We start from the raw sequence: 13,974 nt of genomic DNA, 5'->3' as shown, positions 1-13,974 counted from the left end.
GTGAACTAAAAAAAATGCTTTTTTACTATTATTTTGTTATTGGCGATAATAGCCATGTTTTCGCAGAATATAGCAGCAAAGTACTGGTCAAACCTCTTTAGGGGCAAGCTAGGTGTTTGATTTTCTACTAATTTGGGCTATCATTAGCTAGTTGTAGTTATTATTGTATTGATTTTAAACGTATTTTTTATATTTTTTCAGCTTTATTATAGGGCTTCCTTATTAAACACTATTTTCTGGCTATTGTGCTTATGCTAGCGTGCCTTGTGACCCGACAAGTTGCCGCTATTGAAGTAGTCACCCACCCACAAGTTACTCAAAGTAGCTTAACTAAATCACAGCTGCGACGTATTTATACTATGCGTCAATTACGTTGGAGTGATAACCATGCTATTACCGTATTTGTTTTACCAAGTCAGCATGAACTTCACCAACGCTTTGCCAAAGAGCGTTTGCAAATATTCCCTTATCAACTCAATCGTATCTGGCATAAATTAACTTATTCAGGTTTAGGGGTAGCACCGACAATTGTAAAATCTGAACAAGAACTTATCCAAGCAGTAACGAATACCCCTGGCGCTATTGGATATATAGGTGAAGCAACGTTAGTGCTATTAAGGCAAAGTAATAATGACTCTCGGAGTCAAGAGCCACTTCATATGGATGAAGAGTCGAAGGTTAGCAGTCAAGGAGTAGTAAATGTTGTCAAAATTAAAGACTAATGCTGCAGTAGCAATAGCTAGCAGAGTTAATATTTTGTATTGTTCTCGAAGCTTTTTTTCCCGAACACTGTTGTGCACTTTTTTATTGGTCGCATGTATTGCCACTAAAGCACAAGCAGAGGAGGGGAAAACTTATACTAACTCGCAAGACTTTCAACTGCATGGCTTTATTTCACAGGGCATTATTGACGTAAACGGCAGTGATTTTGTTAATGATGACGGTGAACTTTCGACGGAATTAACCGAAATTGGCCTCAATGTCTCATATCAATTAACAAATAAGTTTCGTTTGGCTGGTCAGGTGGTTTATTTAGACGGTGGTAATCGTTATGCACAAGGTGCCCGAGTAGATTATGCACTGTTAGACTGGTCAGCGTTTACTGATGAACATTGGCAAGCCAATATTTATTTAGGCCGCTTTAAAAATAATCATTGGCTTTATTCAAGTTCTAGAGATATCCCCTTTGCTAGACCCAGTATTATTCTGCCGCAATCTGTTTATTTTGATGGCTTTAGAGATATTGCCGTGGGAAGTGATGGTATCGCGGCGAAATTAAGTCACAGTACCGATGAATATGGTAATTTTGATTTTCAACTTAGCTATGGTTCATCGCCTATTTCCGATGAGCAGACCAAGAATATATTGAGTGAGTATGCTCAAGGTAGTGCCGAGCAAGATTACGATAGCCAAGCAAGTTTATATTGGCAACCGGCGTTTTCTCCGTGGCGTTTTGGTGTGTCACTGCTTGATGCAGGCTTTACCTATGACAGTGCCGGTCCAGCTAAGGGTGACTTTTTTTATGATAGTGGCTTTACCTTTCAGTTTTATACCATGAATGCCATCTATGAAGGTGAAAAATGGGAGTTCAGTGGTGAGATATATCAACAGCGATTTACCATCGATGGTTTTTATTTTCCGGCTTTTAAACTCGATAATATTGGCCAAGGTTTTTATTTACAATCACGCTATAAGTTAACGCAAAAATTAACTTTCTTAGCGAGATATGAAGACTTCTATCTAGATAAAGATGATAAAGACGGCAAAGAATTGGAAGAAAGTACAGGAGGAGCTATTCCATATTATTTTGGTTTTCATAAAGATATCACCTTAGGTGTTAATTATGATTTTACCAGTAACTTTAGTATTCGGGCTGAATATCATTGGGTAAGAGGTGCTGGTAGGTTAACTCCTGTTGTAGCTCCTAACCCTGAAATTAATAATTCCGAAGATTGGCAAATGTGGGCCGTACAATTGATGTATTGGTTCTAGAAGTAGTACTTTAATGAATAAAAAATTTATCGGTGTTCCAACCAAACTGATGATACTGATTGTATCAACCTTACTCTTTTTAGCGGTGGGTTTTTCTTCGCTGTCATATTGGCGTTTACAGCAAGACTACCAAGAGTTTCAGCAAAATAATACCGTGCAAGGTCAGCTGCAAGTCAATTTGCACAATAATATATTACGTACCAAATTAACGGTTTGGTTAGAATCCTTTACCGATCTAATCCAATTATCAGAGCATGATGACTTCTCCAACCTAACCAAGCAGCTTGAAAAGCAATATGACGCATTACAATTGCACCTCAACGTAGAGGATATTTGGCTGGTTGATGACAATCAAAATATCTTGTTTTCAACTAAAGACTTCCCTCAAGCTGTGCAGGATAACATTGCCCAAGTGTTCAAACAGCAAGAGCCTAAACATAGAATTTATTGCCCTCAAAGCTGTCAATTATTATTGAGTTTACCTTTACTGAATAAAAATGGTGATATGGTTGTTGTCACTATGAGCACTTCATTAGTGGATATGCTGTTTGCTCTTAAAACCACTTTAGATAGAGATGTGGCTGTTATTCGTATAGCTAATCCGGCTAATAATGAAATTAATACTGCCAATGCAAAAGTTATTTCAGCGTCGAATATGACCCTAACGGAATCCCTGCTTACCTTAGGTAAGTCCGACTCAACCTTAAATACTATCCTAGAGCAGGGCTTGCACCTTGAGATTGATAATAATAGTTACTTACTTAATTTACTCGAACTAGTAATACAGGAAGATCAGGGCTTTTATCTCGTGTTAATTGATGATGTTTCGGCATTTAAAGCTAAGAATGATGCTTATCAGCTACGCTTTATTTTGTCGCTAAGCCTTATCTTTAGTTTGTTAGCAGCCTTTGTTTATTTTATCTCTAGCCCGTTTACCAAGCGACTATTATTGCTCTCTAATGCCTTACCTTTATTAGCGCAAAAAAAGTTTGATGAATTTCGACAGGTTGACTTAAAAAGACCGAGAATGTTTGCCGATGAGTTGGATATATTAACGCACTCATCACAAGAGCTTAGCTTTGAGCTAGAGCAACTTAACTTAGTGGTTGAGCAAAAGACCAAAGAGTTAGAAAATATCGCCATGTATGACTTACTTACCGGCCTGCCAAATAGAAATATGCTGAACTATCAGTTACGTAAATCACTGGCCAATATTGCTCGTCATAAAAGCGGTGTCGCAGTACTATTTCTCGATTTAGATGACTTTAAAAAGGTAAATGATAGTAATGGTCACAATATTGGCGATAAACTCCTTATTCAAGCGGCTGAGCGTGTTCGTGTTAGTGTTGGTGATATAGACCTAGCCACTCGCTTTGGTGGTGATGAATTTGTTATTGTATTGAGTCACCTTAAAAATGTTGATGAGGCCATTGAAGTTGCTGAGAAGGTACTGCTGCAGTTTAAAGAACCGATTAAGTTAGGCTCAAATATTTTTTATGTATCGACCAGTATCGGCATAGCATATACGGAATCGGCTACTGAGAAGTCGGATGATTTGATCAGTCATGCCGATATCGCTATGTATGAAGCAAAAGATAATGGTGGCGGACAATATCATGTTTATCATCAAGAAATGTTTCAACGTGTTGCTCATCGAGTTATGCTCGAAGGTGAAGTGAGACAAGCGCTAGCCAAACAGCAGTTTAGCTTAAGTCTGCAACCACAAATATGTGCTAAAACGAAAAAACTCTATGGTTTTGAAGCTCTGCTGCGCTGGCAACACCCTGAGCGCGGTATGATCTCTCCTGAAGACTTCATCCCTATTCTAGAAAACTCGCAGCACATGATTGAGCTCGGTTATTGGATTATTCGACGCTGCTTTGAGATTGCGGTAGCCATTAAAAAACATGGTTTAGATGATGTGCGCATTGCCATTAACTTATCTGCGGGGCAGTTTATTGACAGTAATTTACCGCATTTCTTAAAAGAACTACTGCTAGAGTTTTCCATTAGCGCGCAGACTTTTGAGTTAGAATTAACCGAGCAAACGTTAGTGAAAGATATGGATCATACTATTGCCATGATGCAGTCTTTAAAAAGGATTGGCTTTAGCTTTGCTATTGACGACTTCGGTACAGGTTATTCTTCACTAGCCTACTTAAAGAAAATGCCGGTGGATGTTATTAAAATAGATAAGAGTTTCATCTTTGGTATGCTTGAAAATCACTCTGATTTTCAAATTATTACCTCAACTATTGCCATGGTGAAAAACCTAGGCTTAATGGTTGTGGCTGAAGGGGTTGAAACTAAAGCGCAATTACGTAGTTTGACGGAAAATGATTGCGATATTATTCAAGGCTACTATTACTCTAAACCGATACCTGAAGCCGACTTGTTCGTCATGTTAGATAAGCAAACGACAGCAGGTTTCTGGAAAGTACCTAAAGAAATTCCTATTGATTTATCTAGGGGCAAGTCAGCCTAATTACTCTGAACTCTGAGATGTTAGCTCTGAGTAGTTAGACTTAGGCTGCCAGTCTTAAGTGATCCGTTTTAAATAGTCAGCCAAAGCTAAGGCTGACTACTTGCTGTTAATTTTCTATTCTCTGCTATATGCCGCTCTAAGCAACGCCACCATAACTATTTAAATATTGTTTGAATATGGGCGCTAAACTCATTAGCACCTACAAAGCCTGTGGTGCGCAGCTTGGTTAATTCATTACCTTGTAAATCAAAAAACAAAATTGAGGGCAAACCTAAGATAGTATAATGCTGAACAAGCTCGGCATTATCAGGCGAGTCAAAGTCAGTCATATCAATCTGTAACCAGACAGTATTGCTCAGTGCTTGCTGTACTTGGCTATCAACAAAGGTATATTTTTCAAATTCTTTACACGCAATACACCAATCCGCGTACAAATCTACCATCACGGTTTTACCCTGCTCATTAGCCTTTTTCACTTCGGTTTGTAGTTGCGTCAAAGAGGTTACTTGTTTAAAACTCGGATGCTGAGCACTGTTGGCAATAGTGCTGCTGTTTGGAAATACTAATTGGTAAGTCATATTAGCGCCAAAAAATAACATCAAGAAAATAACCAAAGAGCGCAAGCCGAACCAAAAGCCTTTTTCTTGTTGACTCTTTTGTATTGCTGCATGGTTTTGGTTGGCGACATAGAAATAGCTAGCACTGGCTAATATCAATAATGCCCATAGTGCTTGGCTAGCAACTTCAGGGATAAAACGTTCGAGTAAAAATATAGGTACGGCTAACAATAGTAAGCCAAAGATATTCTTAATTATATTCATCCAAGCGCCCGCTTTCGGTAATAGCTTACCGCCCGAACTACCCAGTACTAACAAGGGTAAACCCATACCTAAACTTAACGCATATAAAGCCGATGCGCCCAAAACAACATCGCCAGTTTGTGATATATACAACAATGCCCCTGTTAATGGTGCGGTAGTACAAGGTGAGGCGACTAACCCTGAGATAACACCCATCATTAATACACCTGCATATGAGCCACCTTTTTGCTGGTTACTGATAGCATTGAGCTTGTTTTGCCAGCTAGCAGGCAAGGCTAAATTAAACAGTCCAAACATAGATAGGGCTAAGAAAATAAATAAAACACTTAAACTGATCAGTACAATAGGGTGTTGAAATACCGCTTGAAATTTGGCTCCTGCTAAAGCAACGACAATACCGAGCAAGGTGTAAGTAACAGCCATACCTTGCACGTAAACAAAAGATAAGGTAAACGCTTTCTTAGTAGTTAATGGTGTGCCATTTTTACTTTGGCCAACAATTATCCCCGTTAAAATTGGGTACATAGGGAAAACACAGGGGGTGAATGACAACAATAAACCACCGACAAAAAAAGCAATAAGGGTTAATAACAAACTCTCTTGCTTAAGCATATCAGCAAGCTGATGTTGCTCACTTTTTTGAGCATCACCTCGGCTTAGCTGAGTATTATTACTCGCGTTATTATCATTTGAGCGATTGTCATTTGTGGTAAATAACGACGAATTTACTGCTGCACTGCCAGCAGACGTTATCTTACTTAACTCGACCACCTGGCTTGTTGGTGGATAACATAGGCCTTTTTCAGCACAACCTTGGTAAGTGACTTTAATACTGCCATCACTTGATACTTGTTCGAGGTTTATTACGAAGCTTAGGTGCTCAGTAAATACTTGCTGAATACCAAAAAATTCATCCTCATGGTCTATTCCTATAGGTAACTCAACCGGAGTGAAGAGGATGTTGTTACCTTTAAACTTAAATTGATGACGGTAAAGGTAATAGCCAGGGGCAATATCGAAGCTAACTTCTAATTGGTTATTCTGTTGATAAAAATTGAAGGTGAATGCTTGGTCTACCTTTAAGAATTCATCATCGTTGCTAAATAAGCTAGTACTAGATATATCAAAAATCGATTGTTTTTCTTGCGCAACAGCGGGAAGAAAAGTAAAGCTTGTTAATATAATCAAACATAGAGAAAGTAAATTTTTCATTCAGTCTACTTCAAAGAATTAGTGATCCAGTTTAAATAATGCTTATCACCTTGCTGGATATTCAAGGCAATAACTTCCACCACGTCATACGGGTGTAATTGGTTAATTCGCTCATTTAAGGCTGCGAAGGTTTTTTCATCTGTTTTTATCAGCAATTGCACTTCACTATCGCATTGTAATTCGTCTTGCCAATAATATACTGAGGTGATGTTAGGAATAATATTAACGCAGGCAGCAAGTTTCTCTGTCACCAATTGTTGAGCAATTTTTTGGGCGACGATTTCATCTGGGCACGTTGTTAATACTAATTGATACACTTTTGTTACCTAATTCCTGCAATCTTGTTGCTAGTATACCCTGAGAATTAAGGAAAACTTAGGGTTCTATCAGCTAGCCTTGAAAAAGACCTGTTTAGCCCAATATAAGTTTCATAGAAAATAAGGAATTATTATGTTTCAACTATTATTTGTGCTTTTTATCATTATACCTATCATCGAAATAACGGTGATTATGCAAGTAGGCGCTTTACTTGGCATTTGGCCAACCATTGCTATCGTTATTTTAAGTGCTTGGTTAGGGGCTAAATATGTCCGTCAACAAGGCTTAGCAACTTTACAGTCGGTACAAACGAGAATGGCACAAGGTGAAATGCCTTCAGAGGAAATAGTCACCGGTTTAATGCTATTAGTGGCCGGTGTTTTATTAGTCACTCCCGGTTTTGTTACTGATATTTTCGGCTTATCGTTATTGGTACCCGCGGTACGTACTGCTATAGCTAATCAAGTGCAAAAGCATATTAAGGTTAATCAATTTGGCGCAGGTGCGGCATTTCATAATAGTGCTCAAGGTAATATTTATCAGCATGAAACTACCAGCGAGGCATTTACTTCGTCGAGAGCTTCAGCCAATGAGCCACTTTCACATCACCAAGGTGAGACTTTAGAAGGTGAGTTTAAGCGTAAAGACTAAATGTAATATAAACAAAGAGTATAAATAAGTTAAAGCTGACCTTGTGTCGACTTTTTTTATCCCCATTTCTATTAGCAACAACGATTAGTGTTAAATGTTTGTTCGTTAATTTAATCACTACCTTATACAACAGAATCATTTTTTGGAGAAAAACAAATGGCTATTCGTCCACTACACGATCGTGTAATCGTAAAACGTAAAGATGCAGAAACAAAATCAGCTGGCGGTATTGTATTAACAGGCAGCGCTGCAGAAAAATCCACACGTGGTGAAGTTATTGCTGTAGGTAATGGTCGTATATTAGAAAACGGCGAAGTACGTGCTTTAGACGTTAAAGTTGGTGACCAAGTGATCTTCTCTGAAGGTTACGGCGTTAAAACAGAAAAAATTGATGGTGACGAAGTTTTAATCCTTTCAGAAAGCGACATTTTAGCAATTGTAGAATAATCTGTTCTTTTTAAGTACTAAATTTTAATTTGATGTTGAGCTTCGTTTAGCTCCATCCCCGTAATATAAATAGGAATAAATAACATGGCTGCAAAAGACGTATTATTTGGTAATGACGCACGTGCAAAAATGCTACGTGGTGTAAATATATTGGCAGACGCGGTAAAAGTAACCCTTGGTCCTAAAGGCCGTAATGTTGTACTTGATAAATCTTTCGGTGGTCCAACAATCACTAAAGATGGTGTTACCGTTGCTAAAGAAATTGAACTTGAAGACAAGTTTGAGAACATGGGCGCGCAAATGCTGAAAGAAGTTGCTTCTAAAGCTAATGACGAAGCGGGTGACGGTACAACTACTGCAACTGTTTTAGCTCAAGCCATTGTTAGCGAAGGTTTAAAGTCTATTGCTGCCGGTATGAATCCAATGGATCTTAAACGTGGTATCGACAAAGCCGTTATCGCTGCTGTTGCCGCATTGAAAGACAACTCTACGCCAGTAACTGACAATAAAGCGATTGAGCAAGTAGGTACTATTTCTGCTAACTCTGATGAAACTGTTGGTCAAATCATTGCTACTGCAATGGATAAAGTTGGCACTGAAGGTGTTATTACGGTTGAAGAAGGTCAAGCCTTAACTGACGAATTAGACGTTGTTGAAGGTATGCAATTCGACCGTGGTTATTTATCTCCTTATTTCATTAACAACCAAGAAAATGGCAGTGTTGAATTAGAAAACCCTTTCATTCTTTTAGTTGATAAGAAAGTATCTAACATTCGTGAATTATTAACGACTCTTGAAGGCGTTGCTAAATCAGGTAAGCCATTATTAATTATTGCTGAAGATGTTGAAGGCGAAGCCTTAGCTACTTTAGTAGTTAACAACATGCGCGGTATTGTTAAAGTTGCTGCGGTTAAAGCGCCTGGTTTTGGCGACCGTCGTAAAGCTATGTTGCAAGATGTTGCCACCTTAACTGGCGGTACGGTAATTTCTGAAGAAATCGGTATGGAGCTTGAGAAAACAACGTTAGAAGATTTAGGTCAAGCTAAACGTGTAGTTATCTCTAAAGATACCACCATTATTATTGATGGTATTGGTGAAGAAGCCGACATTAAAGCACGTGTTAGCCAAATTCGTGGTCAAATTGAAGATTCATCTTCAGATTATGATAAAGAAAAACTACAAGAGCGCTTAGCTAAATTAGCTGGCGGTGTTGCGGTAATTAAAATCGGCGCGGCTACTGAAATGGAAATGAAAGAGAAGAAGTTCCGTGTTGAAGATGCATTGCATGCAACGCGTGCTGCAGTCGAAGAAGGTGTTGTTGCCGGTGGTGGTGTTGCCTTAGTTCGCGCTGCGATAGCGATTAAAGATTTAGAAGGTGCTAACGAAGACCAAACTCACGGTATTAACGTTGCTATCCGCGCTATGGAAGCGCCACTTCGTCAAATCGTAGCTAACTGTGGTGATGAACCATCAGTAGTGCTTAACGAAGTACGTAATGGTACAGGTAACTTCGGTTACAATGCGGGTAACAGTACTTACGGTGATATGATCGAGATGGGTATTTTGGACCCAACTAAAGTAACACGTAGTGCCTTACAGTTTGCTGCTTCAATCGCTGGTTTAATGCTAACTACTGAAGCTATGATTACTGATGCTCCTCAAGAGTCATCTGCTGCTATGCCTGATATGGGCGGCATGGGTGGTATGGGCGGCATGGGCGGTATGATGTAATTTATGCTTGTCTAAACTGTTAATTTCATCGTTGCTTTATGATTCGTTTAAGAAACACTAAACGTCATCATAAAGCGCCTTGAACTAAACAGTTTATCCTGCGCATAAAACATTTTATTGTTTATAGCACATACTTGAATAAGTAAATGAAAGCTCGCTTCGGCGGGCTTTTTTTTGCTATTATTTAATTGATTCAGTAGCCAACAACTTCGTTGCTTTATAGCTCGTATAAGACACAACTAAACGTTGTCATGAAGCTCCTTATACTAAACAAATTATCCAGCATATAAAATATTATACTGTTTCTAAACCTCCGTCGGCTCTATATTCTTACTAATTAATTCGAGTTCAAATTTCCTGACAGTTTTGCTGTATTCGGCTTTAAAGCAAGCGCCAAAGTAAGCTGTTGACGAGAATCCTATCTGATCACCAATCTCTGCTACTTGTAAGCCTTTTCCGAATAAATTAATTGCTTGTCTCAATCTAAACTTTCTCAAATACTCAGAAAAATTATAATCGACAAGAGCCGCTAGTTTTCTATTTAGTTGGCGCTCGTTCAAAGCCATTTTTTCGGAAGCTTGTATTCTATTGAAGTCACAGTGTTGATAGTTTTCTGAAATTATTTTTTCAAACCTAGTCAAAAAGGATTTATCTTTTTCATTGAAATTAAATTTATCGATTGTTTCTGTGATGCTTGATGAGGATAATGCACCACCAAATTTTTTTCTTAAAATATTCCGAATATCTAAAATGTTACTAATTCGTTTTTTTAACTCCTTTTCACTAAACGGTTTAGTTATATAGTCATCAACATTTTGATCCCAGCCCAGCATTCTACTTTCGTTATCACCCTTAGCTGTCAGCATTATGATAGGGATATGACTTGTGTTTTCATTGTTGCGTAGTTCTTTAGCAACTTCATATCCATCTAAGATTGGCATCATTACATCACAAATAATACAGTCAGGAATTACTTTGTTTGCTAACTCTATGCCTAAAGCCCCATGTGGGGCTGTAATACAATTAAACTCCTCTTTGAAGCAATTAACTAGTAAATTGCGCATTTCAACATTATCTTCAATAATTAAGATAGTTTTGCTTAATTGAGAGTTATGGTTTAAGTGATTTTTCTCTATTATAGGCTTTGTTGATAAGGACTCTATTTCTAACTTTAAGTAGTCTGTATCCTTTATATTTTTTACAGGAAGTACTTTCAGCTCTATATCAGAAGCTACAGGTAGTGAAATAATAAAAGAGCTACCCCTATTTATAGTACTGTTTACTTCAATTACTCCATTATTTTGTATCACTAGTTCTCTTACTATGGATAAGCCAATGCCTGCACCTGTTATACCATTGTACTCAACATTATCGCCTCTATAAAAGTTATCAAAAATATACTCTAACTCCTTTTCAGCAATGCCATAGCCGTTATCTGAAATATCAATTTTAACAAATCTATTTACTGTACTAATGGTTACTTCTATAACGCCATTGTCTTTGGAATACTTAATCGCATTGGAAAGTAAATTCATTAATATCTTTTCTAATGAATCTGAAAGTAAAAGTAGCCCTACTTCTTTATTAGTGGAGTTCTTTATTATTATTTGAATATTGTTTTTGTTAGCTAGGGATCTGAATGCTTCAACGATAGATAAAACGGTGTAAGCAAGGTTGTAGTGTTGCAATTGGTGCTGTTGATTTGACTCTAATAAAGCAATATCAAGTAATTGATCAACCATTTTTAGCAGACGATTAGCATTTCTTTTAATGTTTAGAAAGTCATTCTGCTTTTGTTTATCTTCTTCACCGTACAATAAGTTTTCAATAGGGTTTAAAATTAAAGTTAAAGGTGTACGAAATTCATGGGAAACATTAGCAAATATTTTTCTTTTTTGGTTTAGTAAGTCGAATATAACTTTGTTCTTCAACTCTAACTTAGTATTGCTATCTTCTAATTCATAAGTTCTTTGTTGAATGGCAACTTCTAATTTTTTAGCCTTAGTTTCAACTGATTTAACTCTTAGCTGTGTATATAGGTATATAAATAAGAGAACTAATAAAAGATAAGTAATATATGCTTGCTTGGTTTGCCAAAAAGTAGGGAGAACTTTTATTTTAATTGATGCTCCAGTATTGTCCCAAACGCCATCGGCATTACTGCTTTTTACTTTGAAGACATAATCTCCATGAGGCAGTGTTGTGTAAGTTGCAATTCGGTTTGCTGCATTAGTCGTTAACCAGTCATTATCTAGTCCCACCATTTTGTATGCGTATTGCCCTTTGTGTTGACCTATAAAACTAAGAGAGCTGAATTTTAGTGAAAATAAATAGTCTTCCTGTGTAAGTACTATTTTGTCAGTAATTTCTATAGCTTTATTTAATATGCCTGGTTTATCAGAGCTAATAATGACTGGCTCATTAAGAATCTTTAAACTGGTAATTGTTGTTTTAGGTGCAATATTGTTAGTCTTAATTTCCCTCGGTGAAAATGCTATCAAACCATCGGTAGTCCCTAAATATATTTTTTTATTATGGCTAATAAGGGCTGTTCTCTTGGTAAAGCTAGTGTTGTGTAAGCCATGAGTAATATCAAATATTCTGATTTTATTGTTTTCAGGTTTATAAGAAACTAAGTTATTAGCAGTGGTAAGCCATAGCTCGTTATCAGCACTTTCGGTTATTCCTCTAATAGATTCAATTTTTACTTCGGGGTGGTAAATCAATATTTTGGATTTTTGGATATATTCCCATAAGCCATTACCATCAGTAGTAACCCAAACTCTTGACTTTGAATCTTTAAATAAGGCGGTAGTTTGTAATTGGTTTCCATTTACATTACTGTTTGACGTTTTAGTGATTTTGAATAATTTATTCGATGTCTTATCAAATAGAGCAACTCCAAAATCATTAGTAGCAACTAATAAATGATCATCGTTAACTTCTAAAATATCTACTATATTCTCTTTTTCAAAGAAATTCTTTATAGTGCCTTCTTGTTGATCAAACAGTACAAAACCGCCCTTATCTGCTTGCTGTTTAATAAGAGCGACCCACAAGTTGTTTTGAGTATCAAATATTATTTTTGCGATCGAATCACTTTGCAACTCTCCTGACGCTATTGAGAATGTATGAATGCTAGAACCATCGGGGGTAACTTTATGCAGGCCAGAACTCTGACTAGCAATCCAAATGTTTTTTTGCTTATCTTCATTAAAAAATAGGCTGTCGGTGATGTCGGGAAAGATAAGTTGATACTTGTTTTGGTTGATATCCAACTTGTATACACCAAAGTTAGTTCCTAACCAAATGTGTTTTTGGGCTGACTCAAAAATAGCAGAGACGATTAAACTATCTGCTTTATTGGTGGTGAATCGGCTAAATTTTCGTGCTGAAGGGGTTAATTGAACGATACCTTGTTCTGTTGCAAACCATAAATTTCCACTGCTATCTTCAAAAATATCATTAATAATATTAGGGGGGAAGTTACTTTTATTAAAACGAGTAAATTTTCCTGAATCAGGGTTATACATATTTAACCCTTGGCCATAGGTACCAATCCAAATTAATCCTAAACTATCTTGAAAAATAACATTTATAGCATTGCCCGATATTGTAGAGGTGTCACCTGCAATATGTTGGTAATGGTGAAATATACTTTTCTGGGAATTATATACGCTGATACCATCATCTGTACCAATCCAGATATTGTTCATGGTGTCTTCTGTTATGGTTCTAACAAAATTATGAATTAATCCTGAATTATTAGTTGTCTGTTTTATGTGTTTTACAGACTTATCAATATTGTTATAGATGTAAACACCTCGACCTAATGTAGCTAGCCAAAGTCTATTATTTGAGTCTTTGAATGTTGACCAAACTCCCGCTTGAGCGACGTTAATCGGAATTTCACTTTTATGTGATACTCGATGATTTATTAGGGTTTTTGTATTAAATATGTCTAAGCCACGATGTGAAGATATTAATATTTTATTATCACCACCCGGATGAATATTCCATAAACGATTTGTTTTTAAACTACTACTATCAGTAGTGCTCTTAAAGCGGGTGAAATTTTCATTATTTAGATTTAGTCTATTCAGCCCTCCTCCAAAGGTCGCCAGCCACAAGTTATAATTATCATCAGGTATGATTTTAAGAACGCTATTATTGGCAAGGCTATTTAAATTATTTCTTTCATGCTGGTAACTCCTCAGCTCATAGCCATCATATTTATGTAAACCATTGTTGCTGCCAAGCCATAAAAACCCCTTACTATCTTGTGAAATGGTGTTTACTTCGCCTAATTCAACGTTG

General features: G+C 37.0%; 9 protein-coding genes. 6 read left to right on the top strand and 3 right to left on the bottom strand.

All coding sequences use genetic code 11. The features are described 5' to 3' along the window. The first annotated feature begins 266 nt into the window (after nt 1-266). Genes HRT50_RS02185 through HRT50_RS02175 form a run of 3 tightly spaced genes read left to right on the top strand, consistent with a single transcriptional unit; the run spans nt 267 to nt 4,477 of the window. Entirely contained in the window at nt 267-722 is a 456-nt protein-coding gene (locus HRT50_RS02185; RefSeq protein WP_291610886.1) for a hypothetical protein, read from the top strand. After that, nucleotides 700-1,992, top strand: a complete 1,293-nt coding sequence (locus HRT50_RS02180; protein ID WP_291610884.1) for a hypothetical protein — start codon at nt 700-702, stop codon at nt 1,990-1,992. The genes HRT50_RS02185 and HRT50_RS02180 overlap by 23 nt, the downstream gene beginning before the upstream one ends. Nucleotides 1,993-2,005: 13 nt before the next feature. After that, the gene (locus HRT50_RS02175; protein ID WP_291610881.1) at nt 2,006-4,477 is read left to right on the top strand and encodes an EAL domain-containing protein; all 2,472 of its coding nucleotides are present in this window, start codon (nt 2,006-2,008) and stop codon (nt 4,475-4,477) included. A 155-nt stretch (nt 4,478-4,632) separates the two neighbouring features. Here the strand turns inward: HRT50_RS02175 and HRT50_RS02170 are convergent, their stop codons facing one another. Both HRT50_RS02170 and cutA read right to left on the bottom strand, forming a co-directional pair. Then, nucleotides 4,633-6,510 (bottom strand): protein-disulfide reductase DsbD, encoded by a 1,878-nt coding sequence (locus tag HRT50_RS02170; protein ID WP_291610879.1) that lies wholly within the window; start codon nt 6,508-6,510, stop codon nt 4,633-4,635. A 5-nt stretch (nt 6,511-6,515) separates the two neighbouring features. Further along, nucleotides 6,516-6,827: a divalent-cation tolerance protein CutA gene (gene cutA, locus HRT50_RS02165; protein WP_291610878.1), complete on the bottom strand. Its 312-nt coding sequence runs from the start codon at nt 6,825-6,827 to the stop codon at nt 6,516-6,518. 133 nt (nt 6,828-6,960) lie between these two features. Here cutA and HRT50_RS02160 point away from each other — a divergent pair, with 133 nt between their 5' ends. The 3 genes from HRT50_RS02160 to groL all read left to right on the top strand — a co-directional run bounded on the left by HRT50_RS02160 (nt 6,961) and on the right by groL (nt 9,657). Next, nucleotides 6,961-7,479, top strand: coding sequence for an FxsA family protein (locus HRT50_RS02160; RefSeq protein WP_291610875.1), 519 nt, complete (start codon nt 6,961-6,963; stop codon nt 7,477-7,479). A gap of 156 nt (nt 7,480-7,635) precedes the next feature. Next, nucleotides 7,636-7,926: a co-chaperone GroES gene (locus HRT50_RS02155; RefSeq protein WP_291610873.1), complete on the top strand. Its 291-nt coding sequence runs from the start codon at nt 7,636-7,638 to the stop codon at nt 7,924-7,926. A gap of 84 nt (nt 7,927-8,010) precedes the next feature. After that, nucleotides 8,011-9,657 (top strand): chaperonin GroEL, encoded by a 1,647-nt coding sequence (groL, locus tag HRT50_RS02150; RefSeq protein ID WP_291610871.1) that lies wholly within the window; start codon nt 8,011-8,013, stop codon nt 9,655-9,657. A 305-nt stretch (nt 9,658-9,962) separates the two neighbouring features. Here the strand turns inward: groL and HRT50_RS02145 are convergent. Continuing rightward, a partial coding sequence (locus HRT50_RS02145) for a two-component regulator propeller domain-containing protein (protein ID WP_291610869.1) occupies nt 9,963-13,974 on the bottom strand: 4,012 nt, incomplete at its 5' end.

Origin of the sequence: Colwellia sp. (assembly GCF_013215345.1) — a bacterium.
In the GTDB taxonomy this organism is placed as follows: domain Bacteria; phylum Pseudomonadota; class Gammaproteobacteria; order Enterobacterales; family Alteromonadaceae; genus Colwellia.
This window is presented reverse-complemented; position numbering and strand designations above follow the sequence as displayed.

What these genes read in the sequence shown, in the direction of transcription:
- HRT50_RS02180 (WP_291610884.1), top strand. Translation starts at nt 700, where the DNA reads ATGTTGTCAAAATTAAAGACTAATGCTGCAGTAGCAATAGCTAGCAGA.
- HRT50_RS02175 (WP_291610881.1), top strand. Translation starts at nt 2,006, where the DNA reads ATGAATAAAAAATTTATCGGTGTTCCAACCAAACTGATGATACTGATT.
- HRT50_RS02170 (WP_291610879.1), bottom strand. Translation starts at nt 6,510, where the DNA reads ATGAAAAATTTACTTTCTCTATGTTTGATTATATTAACAAGCTTTACT.
- HRT50_RS02160 (WP_291610875.1), top strand. Translation starts at nt 6,961, where the DNA reads ATGTTTCAACTATTATTTGTGCTTTTTATCATTATACCTATCATCGAA.
- HRT50_RS02155 (WP_291610873.1), top strand. Translation starts at nt 7,636, where the DNA reads ATGGCTATTCGTCCACTACACGATCGTGTAATCGTAAAACGTAAAGAT.
- groL (WP_291610871.1), top strand. Translation starts at nt 8,011, where the DNA reads ATGGCTGCAAAAGACGTATTATTTGGTAATGACGCACGTGCAAAAATG.